Raw genomic sequence first — 18,451 nt, forward strand, 5'->3', positions numbered from 1 at the left:
AGCCCCGGGTCAGGCGGTGACGGTCACACCGCGGGCCGCCGACTCTCGCGCTTTCGTCAGCAGGCGCAGGGTGGTGACGGCATCGCGCGGGTCGACCGGCACGGGTGCGCCGTCGAGCAGCGCCGCGGCCATCGCCGCGTAGAACGCGGGATACGCGCCGGGCAGGGTCGGCACAGGGGCGAATCCGGGCTCCGCGCCCAGCATGCCCCAGCGGTCGGAATCAACGGTGCCCCAAGCTGAATCGCCCGGACGGCGGCCGGACCGGAGCGCGTCTTCCTGCGGGTCCAGTCCGTAGGTGACGTACCCGGCTTCCGACCCGAGCACCCGGAAGCGCGGTCCGAGCTGCGGCGCGACGGCGCTCATCCACAGATGGGAGCGGACGCCGCCGGTGTGGGTGAGCGCGACGAACGCGTCGTCGTCGGTGGTGATCCCCGCGCGCCGCCGGTCCAGTTCGCAATAGACCGAGGCCACCGGGCCGAACAGGGTGACGGCTTGGTCGACCAGGTGGCTGCCGAGATCCAGCAGGATCCCCGCGCCTTCCTCGTCGGTGCCGATCTCCCGCCAGCCGCCCTTCGGCACCGGACGCCACCGTTCGAACCGCGACTCGAAACGCCGCACCTGCCCCAGCTTCCCGGTCTCGACGAGTTCGCGCACGGTCCGGAAGTCGCCGTCCCAGCGCCGGTTCTGGAACACCGACAACGCCAGGCCGGTCCGTTCCGAACGTGCGACGAGGTCTTCGGCGTCGTCCACCGCGACCGCGAACGGCTTGTCTACCACCACCGGCAGCCCGGCCGCGAGCGCCTGCCCGGCCAGCGGCGCGTGCGTGCGGTTCGGCGTCGCGATCACGACCAGATCGATGCCGTCCGGCGCGGCGAACAGTTCCTCGGCTCGCGGTACCACGCGCACGCCGGGGTGTTCGGCGCGCGCCTGGCCCGCGCGTTCTTCCGAGGAGGTGACCACGGCCGCGACCCGCATCCGAGGCTCGGCCGCGATCAGCGGAGCGTGGAAGACCGACCCGGCCAGGCCGTACCCGAGAACGGCGACCTCGACGATGCTCATGCCCCGACGCTACCGCCCGGCGACCGCGGCAGGCATCGCCACGTTCGCAGTGGTCCGCGCTGGAATAGTCAGGCCCCCGGCGGGACCGCGTACCGCGGGGCGCAGGAGGTCGGCCTGCCGACGCCGGGCGCGGACTCGTCACCCCGCCGGGACTGCACGCCGCCGGGCGTGGCAGGGCAGCTTGCTGGGTCTGTGTACCGCCGGCTGGGGAGGGGCAGCCGCTGGGACTGTGGACGGTGCATCGCCGAGTGCGGGAGGAGGAGACCGCCAGGGCCGCATGCTGCCGGGCGCGGAAGGGCATGTCGCCGGGGCTGCATACCGGTCAGCGCGATCGAAAGGGGTCACTTCGCCAGGGCCGCATCCCGGCGGGCGCGGGATAGCCTGCCCGTCGAGATCGCACGCCGCCGAGCGCGGAATAGCCGGCTCGCCGAGGCGGCATACTGGCGAGCTCGGTCGGAGGCGTCAGCTCGCCGAGGCGGCATATTGTCGCGCGCGGAAGGGGCGGCCCGGTAGTCGCAAGAGGCACCGCGGGCGGGGCCACATCCCGGCGCGCGCGGAGGTGCCGCGCGGGGGCCGCATCCGCCGGGCGCCGTCGGCACCGCCTGCTCAGCGTTGCGGTCCGGCGGAGTACTCCTGTTCCGGCCGTCCCGTGGTGCCGTAGCGCAGGCTCATGCGCACCGTGCCGCTCGCCACGAGCCCGGCCAGGTAGCGCTGGGCGGTGGCGCGCGAGACGCCGATGGCGCTCGCCACCTCGCCCGCAGACAGCGGCGCACCCGCATCGATGATCGCTTGCAGGACAGCCTCTTTGGTCGGGGAGGACACCGTCGCCGCCGGGCTCGCGGTGACCGCGGGACGCAGCGCGTGCAGCGCTGCGGACACCCGGGCGTTGTCGACCTGCGGCACCGCGAGAATGCGCCGGTAGCGGGCGTAGGCGGCCAGCCGGGCGGCCAGTTCGGTGTGCGGGAACGGCTTGACGAGGTAGGCCAGCGCACCCGCCGCGACGGCGGCTCGCACGGCGTCGCTCTCCGTCGACGCGGTGAGCATCATCGCGTCGCAGCGGATCTCGCGGAGGAAGTCGATGCCGGATCCATCCGGGAGGTAGACGTCCACCAACGCCAAGTCGATCGGCGCCGCCGCGACGAGTTCCCGCGCGGCCGCGAGGGTGTTGGCGGTACCCGCCACCGTGAAACCCGGGATGACCTGCACGATCCCGGCGTGCAGGTTCGCCACCCGGAAGTCGTCGTCGACGACCAGGACGGTCAAGGTCGGCGTGGCCACGACACCTCGCTTTCCATGAGCACCCCCGGGATGCGGGCGATGAACTCCGCGCCGGTGAGCGGCGGACGGCCGCCGCCGGGACTCGACAGGCGCACATCGCCGCCATGGGCGCGGGCGATCTGGCGGATCAAGGCCAAGCCCACCCCGCGCCCGCCGGGGACACCGCGATCGTCGCGGGTCGAGACACCTTCGGCGAACAGTGTGTCGACCAGGTCGGGGGCGACGCCGTCGCCGCTGTCGGCGACGGTGATGTGCAGTGTCGAATCTTCCTGCACCAGTTCGGCTTCCACCTGCCGCACCGGCCGGTCCCGGTCGCGGACCGCCTCCATGGCATTGTCCAGGAGGTTGCCGAGCACGGTGGTCACGTCCACCGGATCGGTGAGGTCGCCCTCGACCCAGGTGTTGGGCCCGAGCGCGAGTTCGACCCCGTTCTCCCTGGCGTGCGCGGCCTTGGCGGCCAGGAAGGCTTGCAGGTACGCGTCGTGGATGGCGTCGATGCCCGGCGTCGCGGGACCGAGCGGGCCCGCCCCGACCAGTTCGTCGACCGAGCGCGCCGCCTCCTCGACGCGCCCGCTGTGCAACAACCCGCTGACCAGGTGCATCTTGTTGGAGAACTCGTGGCGCTGCGCGCGCAGCACCGTGCTCATCGACTGCACCGCGTCCAGCTGCCGGGTCAGCGATTCCACGTCGGTGCGGTCGCGCACCGTGAGCACCGCGCCGAGATCGTGCCCGTCGCGACTCACCCGGCGCGCCGAGACGATGACGATGTTCGCGCCGACCGTCGCCGAGGCGGGCGGTTGGTCGGGTTCGCGCAATACCTCCAGCACCCGCGGCGTCAGGCCGATCTCGTCCACCGGGCGACCGATGTCGGGGGCGATGCCGAGCAACCGGCGCGCCTCGTCGTTGACGAATGTCGTGCGCCCCGAGGCGTCGACGGCGAGCACGCCGCCGCCGATGCCGTGCAGCACCGCCGCCTGGCCGCGCACCAGCTCGGCCAGTTCGTCCGGTTCCAGCCCGAGCGTCAGCCCGCGCCACCGGCGGGCGAGCAGGATCGATCCGGCGATGCCGACCGCGAGCGCCACCGCGACCAGCCCGCCCGCGGTGCGCAGATCGCCGAGCAGTTGCTCGTGCACCGCGTCGGTGGCGATGCCGACGCTGACCGCGCCGACCACACGATCGGCGCCGGGCGCGAGCACCGGCACTTTCGCGCGCACCGAGTCGCCGAGCGTGCCGCGTTCCTCGGTGATCGACTCGCGGCCCGCCAGCGCCTCGGACGGATCGGTGCTGACGTGTTCGGCGAGCCGTCCGGCGTCCGGGTGTGCGAGGCGGATGCCCGCGTCGTCGGTGATGACGACGAACAACGCGCCGTTGCGCTGCGTGGCGTCCACCGCGAGCCGTTCCAGGGGACCCGCGGCGAGGTCGCGGCGCACGCCGGGATCGTCGGCGACCGCGCCCGGCGCGTATCTGGCCACCTCGGCGCGCACCACCGGGTCGGCCGCGACGGTGCGCGCGACGGCCAGCGCCCGCTGGCCGTAGGCGTCGCGCAGCCGCTGATCGCTGAGGTAGCCGAACACCGCGAACGCCACACCGAGCGTCAGCGCGACGACCAGGATCTGCGACAGCAGAACCTGGGTCCGCAACCGCACGGCCCGCGCGCCCTCAGTGGCCATGGCCGCAGCATAGGCGTAGACCACCGCGCACGGTGCATGAGCAGAATGCGCAAAACCTGCGAATCCCGCGTTTGTGGCGGTTGTGCGCACAAGCTCCGGCATGTGACCGGCGCCACGTACGTTCGCCCTACCCGATCTCGCAGGAGTAGGAAGCAATGACGCAATCACTCATCGAGCTGCGGAGCGCGACCAAGCGCTTCCCCGGCACCGGCGGCGGCATCCACACCGCCGTGCGCAATCTGAACCTCACGGTGGCCCCCGGCGAATTCGTCGCCGTCGTCGGCCCGACCGGATGCGGCAAGTCGACCACGTTGTCGCTGGTGTCCGGTCTGGAACCGGCGTCGGCCGGGCGGACGCTGGTGCGCGGGAAAGATGTCGACGGCATCCCGGACGGCATCGGCTACATGTTCCAGCAGGACGCCGTGCTGCCGTGGAAGAGCGTGCTGGACAACGTCGCGCTCGGCCCGCGCCTGCGCGGCGCGTCGAAAGCCGAGGCGCGCGCGCAGGCGTCGGGCTGGGTGCGCAAGGTCGGTCTGGCCGGGTTCGAGAAGTACTACCCGCACCAGCTGTCCGGCGGCATGCGCAAGCGCGTGGCGCTGGCGCAGACGCTGGTCAACGAGCCGGAGATCCTGCTGATGGACGAGCCGTTCAGCGCGCTGGACGTGCAGACCCGCCAGCTCATGCAGGACGAACTGCTGCGGGTCTGGGCGGGCACCAACGCGGCGGTCATCTTCGTCACCCACGATCTGGAGGAGGCGATCGTGCTCGCCGACCGGGTGGTCGTCATGACCGCGAGCCCGGCCACCGTCTGCGGGGACTTCCCCGTCGGCTTGGCGCGGCCGCGCAGTGTCGAGGAAGTGCGGTTGACCGCCGAGTTCCGCGACATCTACCAGGAGATCTGGGAGACGCTGCGCGACCAGGTCGAGGCGGCGCGCGCGAAGGGAGTCTCCCGTGTCGCATGACGTGCTGGTGCCCGACGCCGCCGCGCCCGTGGTGGAGAACGAGACCGAAGAGCAGATCCTGGCCAGAGTGCGCACCACCGCGCGGCGCGCACGGATCCGCACCTGGGGCCTGCGCGCCGCTCTGGTGGCGCTGTGGCTGGGCGCGTGGGAACTCACCGCCACGGTCTGGATCGACCCGTTCTTCTACTCCAAGCCGTCGCTGATCTGGGCTCGGCTGATCGAATGGTTCACGGACGGCACGCAGTTCGGCTCCATCTGGCTGCAGATCTACACCACCGTGCAGGAGGCCGTGCTCGGCTTCGTGATCGGCACGGTGGCCGGCGTCGTGCTGGGCGTGCTGCTGGGTCGCAGCCGGTACTGGGCCGAGGTGCTCGCGCCGTTCATCAAGGCGCTCAACGCCGTGCCGCGCATCGTGCTGGCCTCGCTGTTCATCATCTGGTTCGGACTCGGGCTGAGCTCCAAGGTCGCGACCGTGGTGGTGCTGGTGTTCTTCGCGGTGTTCTTCAACGCGTTCACCGGCGCGCGCGAGGTGGACGGCAATGTGATCAACAACGCCCGCATCCTCGGTGCGAGTCGTGGGCAGGTGCTGGTGTCGATCGTGCTGCCGAGCGCGACCACCTGGATCCTGTCCAGCCTGCACACCGCCTTCGGCTTCGCGCTGATCGGCGCGGTCGTGGGCGAATACGCGGGAGCGAGTAAAGGTTTGGGGCTGTTGATCAGCAACGCGCAAGGCACGTTCGACTCGGCGGGCATCTACGCGGGCATGATCGTCATCACCGTGATCGCGCTGATCGCCGAATGGGGGATCGGCATGGCGGAGAACCGGTTGCTGAAGTGGCGGCCCTCGCAAGCGTCGTCGAATCACGGGATCTGATCATGAGGTATCGCAAGCACTTGGCGCTCGTCGCCGTCGCGATCGCGGCGCTGCTGACGGCCACCGGATGCCGGGATTCGCGCACCATTCCGATGGCCGACGGCAGGCCGCAGATCACCATCATGGTGGGCGGGCTGGAAAAGGTGATCTATCTGCCTGCCATGCTCACGCAGCAACTCGGATTCTTCGAGCGCAACGACATCGATGTGAAACTGCTGGGCGAGCAGTCCGGCGCCACCGCCGAGACCGCGTTGCTCACCGGCGACGTGCAGGGCGTGGTCGGGTTCTACGACCACACCATCGACCTGCAGGCCAAGGATCAGTGCATCCGCTCGGTGGTGCAGATGTCCGACGTGCCCGGTGAGGTGGAACTGGTGTCGAGGGCGGACCCGGACATCACCTCGGTCGCCGATCTGCGCGGCAGGAAACTGGGCGTGACCTCGCTCGGTTCCTCCACCGACTTCCTCACCCAGGCGCTCACCGGCCAGGTCGGCATGAGCACCGCCGACTACACCCGGGTGAAAGTCGGTGCGGGACAGACGTTCATCGCGGGCATGAACCACGACGGCATCGACGCGGGCATGACCACCGACCCCACCGTGGCCCAGATGGTGAACTCCGGCGATGCGCGGATTCTGGTCGACCTGCGCACCGAGGCGGGCACCCGGGCCGCGCTCGGCGGGCTGTATCCGGCGACGTCGCTGTACATGAGTTGCGCGACGATCGACGCCCACCCGGAGATCGTGCGCAAACTCGCCGCCGCGTTCGTGCAGACGCTGCAGTGGATCCAGACGCACACGCCCGAGGAGATCGCCGCGAAGATGCCGCCGCAGTACGCGAGCGCGGGCAAGGACCTCTACGTCCAGTCGATCCGCGACTCCATCGGCATGTTCAACGGCGACGGCCTGATGAAACCCGAAGGCGCGCAGAACGTGCTGGACATTCTCGGCAAGTACTCGAGGAACGTGCGTCCCGTGCGCGATCGCATCGATCTGTCGAAGACCTACACCACGCAGTTCGTCGAGGAGGCGTTGCGCGCGCCGCGCCAGTAGCAGTGCCCGGTACCCGTTACGCGCCGCCCGGAAGCCACGACGCTTCCGGGCGGCGCGGCGTCTCCCGGTCAGTGTTCGAAGACGCTCACGTCCCCGGGTTCCGTTTCCAGCGCCTGCCGGTCGAAGGTCAGCACGGCGAGGAAGAACAGCCCGCCCACGAGCAGCAAACCGGCCACGATCACGACGGGAACCGTCGCGTCCGCGGGCGTGACCAGCACGAACAGTGCGACGGCCGACCACACCAGCGCTGCGACGGCGATCGGCAACTCGAAGCGCCCGAGATCGAACGCGCCTTTCCTGCGGTCCAACCGCCTGCGCACCGCCAGGTAGAGAACGATCGTCGCGCCGTAGATGAGGGCGGGCAGGATGGTCGAGGCCGTGATCAGTTCCAGCAGAGCGTCACCTGGTAGCGCGACCATCAGGACGACGCCGAGCAGCAAGATCAGGATCGTCGCCGGGACCGGAGTGCGCGTGCGCGGGTCGACCCGCCGCATCAGCTTGTGGGCGGGGAAGCGCGCGTCGCGCGACATCGCGAAAACCAGCCGCGAGCAGGCGGCCAGCACCACCATCCCCGCGCCGAAGAACGCGAACGTGATCGCCGCGAGAAGGACCCTTTCCATCACCGGGCCGAGTTGGTCGCGCATGATCGCCGCGACCGGCGAGCCGCTGGCGCTGACCCCGGGGATGTCATCGATCGCCACGGTGAGCGCGATCAGGAACAGCAACCCCAGCACGCCGGCCGCCACGACCGATCCCACGATCGCGCGGGGGACGCTGCGATGCGGGTCCTTCGCCTCCTCGGCCAGGTTGGCCGCCGCGTCGAAGCCGACCAGCGTGCCGAGGCCCATGATCATCGCCAGCATCAACCCACCGCCGACGGCGAAATAGCCGGAGGCGTTCTCGGTGATACCGCGCGAGGTGAGATTGCCGGTCGCCCCACGGCCGGTGATCACCACGGCGACGACGAGCGCGATCGCCAGCACAACGACGAGCGCCAGTTCCAGCGCCACCGCGGCGGTGTTGATCATGCTGACGATGCGCGTCGAGGCGATGGCCAGCACGGCTTGGACGAACAGCACCACGAGCGTGATGACCCGGGCGGTCTCCTCGTCCCGCTCGAGGCCCGCGAGCGGCATGAACGCCTGGCTCGCGAGCGCGTTGTCGACCGCCACCACCGCGATCGCCAGATAGCAGAAAGTCACCCAGCCGAACCACCAACCGATCTTGGGGTTCGCCAGTCGTGAGGCCCACTGGTAGGCGGAGCCGCTGAGCGGGATGCGCGCCGCGAACTGCGCCACCACCAGCGCCACCAGGGCCTGGCCCACCGCCGCGAGGATCCACAGCCAGATACCGACCGGACCCGCGTTGCGCAGCACGTCGTCGTAGGTCGCGAAGATGCCGACCGCCACCGAGATGAACGCGAACGAGATCGCGAACACCTGGAAGGAGCCGAGCGTTCGTTTCAGCTCCTGCCGGTAGCCGCCGATTTCGACGGAATCCTCGTCGGCCTGGTCTGCCGAAGCTCGCGCCACCGCCGCCACCTCACCTTCGATTCGGAGGGGTGCGCCGACCCCGGGGTCGATCGGGAAGGTCATCAGGATGAGATTGTGGCGACCGGTCTGCACACCGATCATTCCTTGTCACCTGCGCGATGTCACTGCTTCTTCGCGTACCTAAGTTCCGGAGCCGCCGTCGATCTTCTCAACTCTGGAGACACCGCACCATAGACCGACATGAGAGGTGCTCCCACAAGCCGATGCACGCCGCCGCAGCCGAGGTGCGCGTGCACTATCTGATCGGGTTCCTCGGGCTGGTGTGCTTTTTGCTGCTGGCATGGTTGCCCAGTACCGACCGCCGCGCCGCCGCCGCCCGGCTGCCGCGCATAGGCATATTGCTGATCCTGCAGGTGGCGTTCGGTTTCCTGCTGCTGAAGACCGGGATCGGGCGCACCGTGATCGGGGGGATCAGCGACACCTTCGAACACATCCTCGGCTACGCCGCCCAGGGCACGGCGTTCGTGTTCGGCGACCTGCCCCGAGTCGGCAGCAGCGGGCCCGCCTTCCTCTTCGCGGTGCTGATGCCGATCGTGCTCGTCTCCGCCTTGATCGGCATCTTGCAGCACCTGCGGGTGTTGCCCTGGATCATCAAATATCTCGGCCTGCTGCTGGCGTGGGTGAGCGGCTTCGGCAAGATCGAATCGTTCAACGCGGTCGCCTCCGCCATCCTCGGCCAGTCCGAGGTGTTCATCTCGCTGCGCGCCATGCTCGACGACATCCCGGCACAGCGGATGTACACCTTGGCGGCCTCGGCGATGTCGACGGTCTCGGCGGGCATCCTCGGCGCCTACATGCAGCTCATCGACCCGAAGTACGTGATCGCGGCCATCATGCTGAACATGCTGGGCGCCTTCGTGGTGTGCTCGCTGATCAACCCGTACGCGGTCACCGCCGCCGACGACGCCCGGCTGCTCGGCGAGGAGATCGCCGACAGCCGCAAGCCGCAATCGTTCTTCGAGATGCTCACCGAGTACATCCTGGTCGGCTTCAAAGTCGCCTTCACCGTCGCGGCCATGCTGATCGGATTCATCGCCCTGCTGGCCATGGTCAACGGAATCTTCGCCGCGCTGTTCCACGGCACCACGTTCCAGGATGTGATGGGGCACATCTTCGCCCCCGCCGCCTGGCTCACCGGCATCCCGTGGGACGAGGCGGCGGCCGCGGGCCGATTCATGGGCACCAAGCTGGTGTCCAACGAAGTGGTCGCCATGCAGGAGCTGAACCGGCAACACGGCGGACTGTCCGACCGCACCGTCGCGATCGTGTCCACCTATCTGGTGTCGTTCGCGAACTTCTCCACCATCGCCATCGTCACCGGCGCGGTCCGCAGCCTCAGCGAGAAGCAAGGAACAGTGATCGCGCGCAACGGCCTTCGCCTGCTCTACGGCGCCACCTTGGTCAGCTTCCTGTCCGCCACCATCGTCGGTCTCCTGAGCTAGGACGACCCGCTCGTCAAGACCCAGGGCGGGACCCGGTACTTCCCGCTGAATCGCTTCCGGCGCGGTCGCCGACATGGCTGCCCGTACTTCCGCCCGCCCGGCTCGCCGCACCCGGGCCGCAGCGGCTGCCGGTGCTCGCGTCGGAATCGGTTTTCGTGCCGTCCCCGGTCCGGTTCGCTGCGTCAGCGTGGGGGCCGCGTGCTGTGCTCCCGGTGGGCCGGTTCGATGTTCCTGCGCGGGAGTCGCTTGCTGTGCTGCCGCTGGTTCGGCTCGATGCCCGTGCGGCGGAGTCGTTTCCCGTGCTCGGCCCGGATCGGCGCGATGCGCTCACGGCGGGGTGGCTCCAGGCCCCCGCCCCGGCAGTGCTCGATGCGCTCACGGGTTCACCAACCCCGATCCGACCGGACGAGTTCGTCGTGGAATCGATCGATGCCCCCGTGCCGCTCATCGTTCCGTAGTCGAACCTGTTGGGTGCACCTGGTGGACGAAGACTCCCGGCCGTCGGTACGGCGAGCTCGGAGGGGAGTGCAACGGCATCGCCGGTTCTCGGTCGCGATCCCCCGGATCCCGATGTGTCCACCCGCTGGACCGGCATCCGCGGTGGATGCGAGAGGGATGATTCGACGATGGTCGTGCCCGGCATCGAATGCGGCGGTCCGAGCGTCGCGTCCGCTCGTGGAGAGGCTGCGACATCCGCCGCAAAGAGTGTCGAATTCCGATCTCCGCCAGGATGATCGGTGGTGCTCCAGCGCGCGGCATGCGGCTGGGGCGAGCCGGGGCGGTCCGCATGCTCACTTCCTTCTTCCGCGCGGTTGGGAAGGAGCGGTCCGAGCGGGGCCACAGTTCCCACACCCGGCGCCTGCGCCTGCGTCGCGGGCTGTTCGCCGAGGTCCCCGTACCTCGCCGACACGCCCACCGCCGCCAGAACGGCAGCGGCTCCGGCCAGCGCCGCGATGCGCTTTGCCGGATGTCCGGTCCGTGGTGGCGGCATCACGAACTCGGCCCCGCCGAGGCCGCGCGCGGCCAGGGCCGCGGCGCCGATGGCGACGCAGTGTGCTGGATGGGGCGCGGTGACGACCGGGCGGCGGAGTTCGTCCGTGAGCACCTGGGCGACCTCCGCCGGCCGGGACGCCCCGCCTACCAGCAGGATTCGGTCGATATCCGCAGCGGTCAGTCCCGCGGCCCGGATGCACTCGTGCAGCAGCGGTACCGATGACCGGACGAATCCGGCCCGTAACCCGGCCACCTCCGCGTCCGGAAGCGCCCCGGGCAGGCCGGGTGAGGTGGTGTCGGCGGTCAGATCGTGGGTGTAGTGGGCCAGCAGCGCGCTGAATGCCCGTCCGCCGAACGCCGACGAGCGCACCGGACGGCCGACGATCCGGGCGCCGCCATCGGATCCGGTCCGGAGCACGGTGACGTCGAGACCGCCGCCACCCAGGTCGTAGACCAGGATAGAAGCGGATTTCGCCGACTCGCAGTGCATTTCGAGCCAAGCCGCAGCGGCGACCGGTTCCGGTGTCAACGCGATTCGCGCCAACCCGGCGGCATCGAGCAGCTCCCGCAGCCCGGATGATTCCTGAACGGAATATATTGCAGGACAGGCCAATACGATATCGGCGTCCGAATCCATCGCATCGGTCAAATAACTCGTCATCGTCGCGATGACTTCGGCGTCGGGCAGGATGGGCGGCCCGGCTATCGGCTGCGCACTGCTTTCAGCAGCGGAATCATGGATGCTGGCCGTGAACGGCAAATTATCGTCGGTGCCGGGTGGCGCGGACCGGGTGCGGCAAATTCGTATCCTCTGCTCGACTCCTCCGGATACAACGGCCGCCACCGAGTTCACCGTGCCGACGCTCAAACCAACACCACATGACATAACCCATTCCCATCGTGTTCAGGTCGTGCCGTCCCTCATCCGGCACGACCTTTACCGACCCGACAAGATAGTTTAGCCTGACCTAACTTATTTATTCGCATCACGTTGTTCGGAGGAATCCGTGACCGGTATCCCGCTCGCCGACGCTCCCGGCCCCATGGCCGTCGCGCCCGTTATCGTGGTGCTGCCGGGTCCGCGTGCCGATACCGTGCGGTGGGGCGAGCACCATACCGGCGGATGGTCGGTCCGCGGTAGCAGGCGGTGGCCGGTGGCGGAACCCGAAAAGCCCCTGCGCGTGCACGATTCGTGGTGGACCGTCGCCGCCGCCGGCGTGCTGGCGGCGGCGGCACTGGCGGTGGCCGTCTGGATCTCCGGCCACCTGGCCGTCCATCCGGTCCTGCACACCGCCGGGCTGTTCGTGCACCTGTCCGCGCTGGTAATCGGCTTCGGCGGTGTGCTGATGGCGGACTATCTGGCGCTGCGCTGGCTTGTGGGACGTAGTACCTTCGCGGAAGCGCTGGACGGCGCCGACCGGCTGCACGCGCCGATCTGGGCCGGGCTGGTGGGGCTGATCGTCAGCGGCTGCGTCCTGGAACCAAATCTCGCATCGACGCTGACCCGAACCAAACTGGTCTTGGTTCTCGTCCTCACAGTCAACGGAATCCAAGCCATGATGCTGAGTAAGCGACTCGGTCGCCGCCCTTCTGCCCAGCTGTCCACGGGGGTGCTGGTCTGGGCGGCCGCTACCGGCGTGATCTCCCAGATCTGCTGGTGGGGAGCTGTCTTCATCGGCTTCTGGAACGCCGAGCATTGACGGTGGGGCGCGCCGGCTGGACCGCCCGAGCGTGTCCGGTTCTGTGGGTTACGTGTCCTTGCGGACCCGTCGCGCCGGCTCGAGACTGGGTGCATGCGGGCAAGCGGTGACGTCGTGGTGGCGGTGGCGGACGGAGTGCTGATGCTCGACGTCGCCGGACCCGTGCAGGTGCTGCACTGGGCCGGGCGCCGCATTCGATTCGCCTCGCCGGACGGCGCCCCGGTCCGCACCGATGTGGGCGTCCCCCTGGGTGTCGACGGGACGCTGAGCGAGCTGAGCGCAACGGTGGATACGCTCTTGGTTCCCGGCTACCCCCCGGAAGATCGCGTGCCCGGCGAGCTCGTGGACGCGGTGCGGGTGGCCGGTGGCGCGGCGCGGCGGGTGGCCTCGGTGTGCACCGGCGCGTTCGTGCTGGCCGAGGCCGGTTTGCTGGACGGGCGGCGCGCCACCACGCATTGGCTGGCGTGTTCCGTTCTGGCTCAACGCTTTCCGAGCATCCGCGTCGAAGCCGACGCCATCTATCTGCGCGACGGCCCGATCATCACCTCCGCTGGAGTCACCGCGGGTATCGACATGGCCTTGGCGCTGGTGGAAGAGGAGCACGGCGCGGATCTCGCGCGCTCACTGGCCAAACACCTCGTCGTGTTCTTGCACCGGCCCGGCGGCCAGTCGCAGTTCAGCCTGCGCACGAGCATTCCGGCGCCGCGCACCGCCGGTCTGCGGCACGCCGTGGACGCGGTGATCGCCGACCTGTGCGCCGATCACAGCCTGGCGGCCATGGCCGCCCGTGCCGCGCTGAGTGAACGCCACTTCAGTCGCGTGTTCCGGCAGGAGATCGGGATGACGCCGGGACGTTACGTCAAACAGGCGCGACTGGAAGCTGCGCAAGCGCTGCTCGAATCCGGCGACGAACCGATGTCGGCGATCGCCCGCCGCAGCGGCTTCGGCTCCGAGGAGACGATGCGGCGGACCTTTCTCGAACTGCTCGGCGTCTCGCCGAGCGACTACCGCAGGCGCTTCCGCGCGCCCGCGCGCTGATCACACCTCGCACACTCACCAGGAGTTCGACCATGTCGCTGTCTCGTCGTGCCGCGCTGAGCGCGGGGATCGCCGCGAGCGTATTCGCTGTCGCATCGAAAACTGCCGGGGCGCAGCAATTTTCACTACAGCACCCGCAGACCTTGTTGACCGGCAAAGCAGACGAACTCATCGCCGCCGAACTCTCGCCCATGCTGCGCAACCACAGCGTGCGGGGCTTCCTCTTCGGACGTGCGGTCGCCGAGCGGCAAGGTCTGCGGCCCGGCTCCGACTACGACGAGGAGACGATGTACCTCATCTGCGCGCTGCACGACCTCGGTCTGGCCGACGGCGCGACCGGTGACCAGAAGTTCGAGATCGACGGCGCCGATCGTGCCGCGCGATTCCTCGAGGACAACGGCGTCACCGACGCCAGGGTGGACGCGATCTGGGACGCCATCGCCGCGCACACCGCGGGATACACCGACTCGCCGGTCTGGCGCCGCCGCAGGCCGCCGGAGACGTGGATCGCCGTGGACGGCATCGGCGTCGACGTGGGCGGCGCGCCGACCGACCTGCTGCCCGGCTTCGCCGCCCTGGTGCACACCGCCTATCCGCGGCTGGGCGGCAGCCGCGCGCTCGGTGCGGCGATCGAAGCCCAAGCGGCGGCGAACCCGCGGAAGGCGCCGCCCGCGAGCTTGGCCGGCGCCATCCTGCAGCAGCGTCACCCCGAATACCCGACGCTCACCTGGGACGCGATCGTGGCGATGAGCGGGTGGGGTGATTGACGGTCAGGCGTTGGCCTCCTCGGTCGCCCGCAGTTCGGCCTTCCATTGCCGGAAGCCTTCCTCGGTGCGGCCGCGACGCCAGTACCCGGAGATCGATGCGGCCCACTCGGCGGAGACACCGCGATCCTTACGGATGTAGCGGCGCAGATCCTTCATGACCGCGTCGGCTTCCCCGTGAATGAAGACCTGCACCTGCCCCGGCGACCACGGCGCGGAGCGGACGGTCTCGGCGAGCACCTCGCCCGGGGACCGGACGCCCCGGTGCAGCCAGGTCAGCTCGATGCCGTCGGGTTTCCGCACCGGCAGTTCGTCGTCCGGACCGGTGACCTCCACGAACGCCAGCCCGGTCGCGTCGGCGGGCAGCGCCTCGAGCGCGGCGGCGATGGCGGGTAGCGCCGCCTCGTCACCGGCCAGCAGATGCCAATCGGCATCCGCGCGCGGCGAGTAGGCGCCGCCGGGACCGTACACGTCGATGGTCGCGCCGGGCTCGACCGCGGCCGCCCACGGTCCCGCGATGCCCTCCGCTCCGTGGTAGACGAAGTCCACCGCGATCTCTCCGGCGACTGGGTCGACCGAACGGACGGTGTAGGTCCGCAGCACCTCGTTCCCGTCCTGCGCGAAGATGAACTTCACATACGAGTCGGTGAACTCGCTGGGCCGGAACGCGGTGAAGCCGGGACCACCGAGGTGCACGCGGATCAGGTGCGGGGTGAGCCATTCGGTGCGCTGCACCGTGAGGGTGGTGCGGGGACGTGCCAAGGGAACCTCCGATAAATGTTATTAGGATTGCCTTACTTACCCTACCCGTGTTCGGCTCAGCCTGCGGTCAACCGCTGACGGCGCGCCGGGCGGCCGAGAGGATGATGTCCATGACGCAGTCCGTGCCGACACCGACCCACGCCGTGCAACAGCGCTACCGCGACCCTCGACCGGTCGAGCCCGCGCAGTGGAACCAGGTCCTGCAGGTGCTGCACGAGCATCGCTCGGTGCGCCGCTACCTGTCCGACCCGGTGCCCGACGCCACCCTGCGCCTGCTGATCTCGGCGGCGCAGTCCGCGCCCACCTCGTCGAACCTGCAGGTCTGGAGCGTCATCGCGGTGCGCGACCCGCAGCGCAAAGCCCGCTTGGCCGCGCTCGCGGGCGACCAGGCCCACATCGTGCAGGCGCCGGTGCTGCTGGTCTGGACGGCCGACTTCGCGCGTCTGCGCCAGCTCGCCGACGACCGGAGCGCGCCGCTGGAAGGCGCGGACTATCTCGAATCCAGCTACGTCGGCTTCATCGACGCCGCGCTCGCGGCGCAGAACGCGGTCGTGGCGGCGGAATCGCTCGGGCTCGGCACCGTCTACATCGGCGCGTTGCGCAACAAGCCGGAAGAAGTCGCCGCCGAACTCGGCCTGCCGCCGCAGGTCTTCGCCGTATTCGGCTTGGTGGTCGGCCACCCCGACCCCGCCGAGGACGCGCGAGTGAAGCCGCGCCTGCCGCAGGACGCCGTCCTGCACCGGGAGACCTACGATCTGGACGCGCAGCGGGCGCATGTGGCCGCGTACGAGACCCGCATCGCCGAATTCTATGCCGAGCAACAGCTTTCGCATTCCTGGACCGAACGTGTCCTGGCCCGGCTGACCTCGGCGGCAGCGCTCGACGGTCGGCATCGGCTGCGCGAATCGCTGACCAACCACGGCTTCCGGTTGCACTGATCCGCCGCCTCAGGCCGCGACCTTCTCGGTGAGCAGTTCGAACGATCGGGCACGGTCGTCGATGTCGTAGACCAGCGTGTTGATCATCAGCTCGTCGGCACGGGTGCGCTCGAGCAGGTCCGCGAGCTGCCCGCGCACCGTCTCCGGCGAGCCGAGCAACTGCCCGGCGCGGCGCTGCCGGATGAACGCGCGCTCCTGCTCCGACGGACGGAACGCGGCCGCCTCCTCCGGGGTGGCCAGCGCCTGCGGCGTGCCGCGCACCAGGTTCAGGAAGGCCAGGTCGCGCGGACCGGCGAGGACCTCGGCGCGCTCGTCGGTGTCCGCGCAGATCGCCGCGACCGCCACCATCGCGTGCGGACGCTCCAGGCGCGGCGAAGGCCGGAAGTGCTCGCGGTAGAGCGCGAGCGCGGGCTCGGTGTTGTCGGGACTGATGTGGTGGGCGAACGCGAACGGAAGCCCGAGCACCGCGGCCACCTGGGCGCTGTAGCCGCTGGACCCCAGCAGCCAGATGTCCGGCTCCTCGCCGCGGCCCGGCGTCGCGGCGATGCCGCCGGGATCGCTGCCCCGGAAGTAGCCCAGCAGAGCGGCGAGTTCCTGGGGGAACGATTCCGCCGACAGTCCGTCCGCGGTCCGCCGCAGCGCGCGGGCGGTCGCTTGGTCGGTGCCCGGCGCGCGCCCGATGCCCAGGTCGATCCGTCCGGGATGCAGCGCGTGCAGGGTGCCGAACTGCTCGGCGACCACCAGCGGCGCGTGATTGGGCAGCATCACCCCGCCGGAGCCGACCCGGATGGTCGAGGTGGCGGCCGCCAGATGCGCCAGCAGCACGCTCGGCGCCGAGCTGGCGATGCCGGGCATGTTGTGGTGTTCGGCCACCCAGAACCGGTGATAGCCCAAAGCCTCGGTGCGCCTGGCCAATTCGGTGGTCGCCTCCAGCCCCTCGCCGACGGTGCGGCCGGACTGCACCGGCGCCAGATCCAGGACGGACAGCGGGACGTCGATCATGGGTCTCCTCCACAGTGGCGATCTCCACTGCCAACGCCACGCGTGCCCGCGGTATTTCGCGACCGGCTCAGCCGCGCGCGATCGCCCGGAACACCTCGATGGTGTCCTGCTCGTCCTGGGTGGTGCCGTGGTCACTGAGTTTGACGATGACGGTGCCGCTGGGCGGGTCGACGTAGACGTACTGGCCGTAGACGCCGACGGCGGTGAGGTCCGCGCCGTCGCCACCGGTCGGATGCCACCATTGCGCCCCGTAGGGCCACTCGCCCACCCGGTGCGGGGCCGGGGTGCGGATGCGATCGATCCAGGTCGGTGGCACGATCTGCGCCTCGCCCACGCGTCCGCCGTCCAGCACCAGCTCGCCGATCTTGGCGAAGTCGCGGGCGGTCGCGTTCAGGCAGCAGAAACCCTTCTCCTGGCCACCGGCGCGATCCAGATTCCACAGCGCCTCGTCCTCGGCGCCGATCGGCGCCCAGAGGTCACGCTCCAGCAGTCGGGCCAGCGGCAGGCCCTCGACCCGCGCCAGGGCCATCCCCAGCAATTGGGTGTCCACGCTGCGGTACTCGCCCGCGCTGCCCGGCGGGAACCGCAGGCCGCGGTGCGCCCGGACGAATCCGTCGAGGTCCTCGGTGAGGTACATGCGGGCCGTGCCGGTCAGCGGCAGGTACTTGTTGTAGTTCTCCGCGACGTCGACGCCGGAGGCCATGTCGAGCAGGTCGCGGATGGTGACGGTGTCGTACGCGCCGCCGGTGGCCAGCTCGGGCAGGATCCGCACCAGGCGGTCGTCCTCGGCGAGTTTCCCCGCGGCGACGGCTCGGCCGGTCAGCAGCGACACGATGGACTTCACCACCGACCAGGAGGACTGCCGGGTGGTCGCGGTGAAGCCGTCGCGATACCACTCGTGGGTCAGGGCGCCGCCGCGCAGGACGAGGAACGAATTGGTGTGCGTGGTGTCGAGGAACTCGGCGATCGACACGGCCGAGCCCTTCCACGGCACCTGGCCGGGCAGCGGCCGCGGCGTCCTCGGCAGGGGGCGCGGGACCGGGGAGGCGGCCACCGTCCGGCTCTCGAACAGCGTGCCCTGCGCCGACGGCGGATCGGTCAGCAGCCGCAGCAGCGTCGGCGGCCCGGGGATGTGCAAGACCGCCGTCGTCGCGAACGCCGCGCCGACCAGGACGGCGACGACCGCGAGCAGGACCACGAGAGCGCGCAGCGCGGCACGTGCGGGTCGTCTGCGGCGGGGGGAGAGTTCGGTCATGACGCAAGCCGATCGGTAGGGGTTCCGATGATGGCATGCCCGGCGCCGGACCGGTAGCCGCGATCGGCCCGGAGACGACGCGCGTGCGGGCGGGGCGGTAGCGTGACGC

The 18,451-nt window shown here is 70.0% G+C and carries 16 protein-coding genes; 8 read left to right on the forward strand and 8 right to left on the reverse strand.

Annotated features, from left to right (window positions below; genetic code table 11):
- Positions 1-9: 9 nt before the first annotated feature.
- The 3 genes from ABZ552_RS14555 to ABZ552_RS14565 all read right to left on the reverse strand — a co-directional run bounded on the left by ABZ552_RS14555 (position 10) and on the right by ABZ552_RS14565 (position 4,007).
- Positions 10-1,059: a Gfo/Idh/MocA family oxidoreductase gene (locus ABZ552_RS14555; RefSeq protein WP_281873772.1), complete on the reverse strand. Its 1,050-nt coding sequence runs from the start codon at positions 1,057-1,059 to the stop codon at positions 10-12.
- Positions 1,060-1,665: 606 nt separating this feature from the next.
- The gene (locus ABZ552_RS14560; protein ID WP_281918854.1) at positions 1,666-2,337 is read right to left on the reverse strand and encodes a response regulator; all 672 of its coding nucleotides are present in this window, start codon (positions 2,335-2,337) and stop codon (positions 1,666-1,668) included.
- On the reverse strand, positions 2,319-4,007 hold the full coding sequence (locus ABZ552_RS14565) for a sensor histidine kinase (protein ID WP_357437478.1): 1,689 nt from the start codon (positions 4,005-4,007) through the stop codon (positions 2,319-2,321). The genes ABZ552_RS14560 and ABZ552_RS14565 overlap by 19 nt, the downstream gene beginning before the upstream one ends.
- 155 nt (positions 4,008-4,162) lie before the next feature.
- Here ABZ552_RS14565 and ABZ552_RS14570 point away from each other — a divergent pair, with 155 nt between their 5' ends.
- The 3 genes from ABZ552_RS14570 to ABZ552_RS14580 are packed head-to-tail and all read left to right on the forward strand — an operon-like array spanning position 4,163 to position 6,895.
- A complete protein-coding gene (locus ABZ552_RS14570; protein ID WP_281873767.1) occupies positions 4,163-4,969 on the forward strand; it encodes an ABC transporter ATP-binding protein in 807 nt (268 codons plus the stop codon).
- Positions 4,959-5,843: an ABC transporter permease gene (locus ABZ552_RS14575; RefSeq protein ID WP_281873765.1), complete on the forward strand. Its 885-nt coding sequence runs from the start codon at positions 4,959-4,961 to the stop codon at positions 5,841-5,843. The genes ABZ552_RS14570 and ABZ552_RS14575 overlap by 11 nt, the downstream gene beginning before the upstream one ends.
- A 2-nt stretch (positions 5,844-5,845) precedes the next feature.
- On the forward strand, positions 5,846-6,895 hold the full coding sequence (locus ABZ552_RS14580; RefSeq protein ID WP_357437482.1) for an ABC transporter substrate-binding protein: 1,050 nt from the start codon (positions 5,846-5,848) through the stop codon (positions 6,893-6,895).
- Between the two features lie 68 nt (positions 6,896-6,963).
- Here ABZ552_RS14580 and ABZ552_RS14585 read toward each other — a convergent pair whose 3' ends face one another.
- Positions 6,964-8,529: an APC family permease gene (locus ABZ552_RS14585; protein WP_357437485.1), complete on the reverse strand. Its 1,566-nt coding sequence runs from the start codon at positions 8,527-8,529 to the stop codon at positions 6,964-6,966.
- A 149-nt stretch (positions 8,530-8,678) separates the two neighbouring features.
- Between ABZ552_RS14585 and ABZ552_RS14590 the strand changes: the two genes are divergently transcribed.
- Positions 8,679-9,890: a nucleoside transporter C-terminal domain-containing protein gene (locus ABZ552_RS14590; protein ID WP_281919387.1), complete on the forward strand. Its 1,212-nt coding sequence runs from the start codon at positions 8,679-8,681 to the stop codon at positions 9,888-9,890.
- A 13-nt stretch (positions 9,891-9,903) separates the two neighbouring features.
- On the opposite strand, the gene ABZ552_RS14595 is transcribed toward ABZ552_RS14590, so the two are convergent.
- Positions 9,904-11,751: an Hsp70 family protein gene (locus ABZ552_RS14595; RefSeq protein ID WP_357437488.1), complete on the reverse strand. Its 1,848-nt coding sequence runs from the start codon at positions 11,749-11,751 to the stop codon at positions 9,904-9,906.
- 139 nt (positions 11,752-11,890) lie between these two features.
- On the opposite strand from ABZ552_RS14595, the gene ABZ552_RS14600 reads away from it, so the two are divergent.
- The 3 genes from ABZ552_RS14600 (at position 11,891) to ABZ552_RS14610 (ending at position 14,388) form a co-directional block, all read left to right on the forward strand.
- Positions 11,891-12,583, forward strand: a complete 693-nt coding sequence (locus ABZ552_RS14600) for a hypothetical protein (RefSeq protein ID WP_281918849.1) — start codon at positions 11,891-11,893, stop codon at positions 12,581-12,583.
- 93 nt (positions 12,584-12,676) lie between these two features.
- Entirely contained in the window at positions 12,677-13,621 is a 945-nt protein-coding gene (locus tag ABZ552_RS14605; protein WP_357437492.1) for a helix-turn-helix domain-containing protein, read from the forward strand.
- Positions 13,622-13,653: 32 nt separating this feature from the next.
- Positions 13,654-14,388, forward strand: coding sequence for an HD domain-containing protein (locus ABZ552_RS14610; RefSeq protein ID WP_357437495.1), 735 nt, complete (start codon positions 13,654-13,656; stop codon positions 14,386-14,388).
- A 3-nt stretch (positions 14,389-14,391) separates the two neighbouring features.
- Here the strand turns inward: ABZ552_RS14610 and ABZ552_RS14615 are convergent, their stop codons facing one another.
- Positions 14,392-15,147: a siderophore-interacting protein gene (locus ABZ552_RS14615; RefSeq protein WP_281873754.1), complete on the reverse strand. Its 756-nt coding sequence runs from the start codon at positions 15,145-15,147 to the stop codon at positions 14,392-14,394.
- Positions 15,148-15,257: 110 nt separating this feature from the next.
- Here ABZ552_RS14615 and ABZ552_RS14620 point away from each other — a divergent pair, with 110 nt between their 5' ends.
- Positions 15,258-16,085 carry an NADPH-dependent oxidoreductase gene (locus ABZ552_RS14620; RefSeq protein ID WP_357437498.1) on the forward strand — a complete coding sequence of 276 codons (828 nt, stop codon included), beginning with the start codon at positions 15,258-15,260 and terminating at the stop codon, positions 16,083-16,085.
- Positions 16,086-16,094: 9 nt separating this feature from the next.
- Here the strand turns inward: ABZ552_RS14620 and ABZ552_RS14625 are convergent, their stop codons facing one another.
- Together ABZ552_RS14625 and ABZ552_RS14630 are read right to left on the reverse strand one after the other, a co-directional pair.
- Complete coding sequence (locus ABZ552_RS14625; protein ID WP_281873751.1) at positions 16,095-17,087, reverse strand: LLM class flavin-dependent oxidoreductase; 993 nt, start codon at positions 17,085-17,087, stop codon at positions 16,095-16,097.
- Positions 17,088-17,154: 67 nt separating this feature from the next.
- Positions 17,155-18,342, reverse strand: coding sequence for a serine hydrolase (locus tag ABZ552_RS14630; RefSeq protein WP_357437501.1), 1,188 nt, complete (start codon positions 18,340-18,342; stop codon positions 17,155-17,157).
- Positions 18,343-18,451: the final 109 nt, after the last annotated feature.

The sequence above is a fragment of the Nocardia sp. NPDC019219 genome (assembly GCF_040632645.1).
Lineage (GTDB): Bacteria > Actinomycetota > Actinomycetes > Mycobacteriales > Mycobacteriaceae > Nocardia > Nocardia sputorum.

What these genes read in the sequence shown, in the direction of transcription:
- ABZ552_RS14605 (WP_357437492.1), top strand. Translation starts at nt 12,677, where the DNA reads ATGCGGGCAAGCGGTGACGTCGTGGTGGCGGTGGCGGACGGAGTGCTG.
- ABZ552_RS14585 (WP_357437485.1), bottom strand. Translation starts at nt 8,529, where the DNA reads ATGATCGGTGTGCAGACCGGTCGCCACAATCTCATCCTGATGACCTTC.
- ABZ552_RS14620 (WP_357437498.1), top strand. Translation starts at nt 15,258, where the DNA reads ATGACGCAGTCCGTGCCGACACCGACCCACGCCGTGCAACAGCGCTAC.
- ABZ552_RS14630 (WP_357437501.1), bottom strand. Translation starts at nt 18,342, where the DNA reads ATGACCGAACTCTCCCCCCGCCGCAGACGACCCGCACGTGCCGCGCTG.
- ABZ552_RS14555 (WP_281873772.1), bottom strand. Translation starts at nt 1,059, where the DNA reads ATGAGCATCGTCGAGGTCGCCGTTCTCGGGTACGGCCTGGCCGGGTCG.
- ABZ552_RS14610 (WP_357437495.1), top strand. Translation starts at nt 13,654, where the DNA reads ATGTCGCTGTCTCGTCGTGCCGCGCTGAGCGCGGGGATCGCCGCGAGC.
- ABZ552_RS14625 (WP_281873751.1), bottom strand. Translation starts at nt 17,087, where the DNA reads ATGATCGACGTCCCGCTGTCCGTCCTGGATCTGGCGCCGGTGCAGTCC.
- ABZ552_RS14565 (WP_357437478.1), bottom strand. Translation starts at nt 4,007, where the DNA reads ATGGCCACTGAGGGCGCGCGGGCCGTGCGGTTGCGGACCCAGGTTCTG.
- ABZ552_RS14570 (WP_281873767.1), top strand. Translation starts at nt 4,163, where the DNA reads ATGACGCAATCACTCATCGAGCTGCGGAGCGCGACCAAGCGCTTCCCC.
- ABZ552_RS14580 (WP_357437482.1), top strand. Translation starts at nt 5,846, where the DNA reads ATGAGGTATCGCAAGCACTTGGCGCTCGTCGCCGTCGCGATCGCGGCG.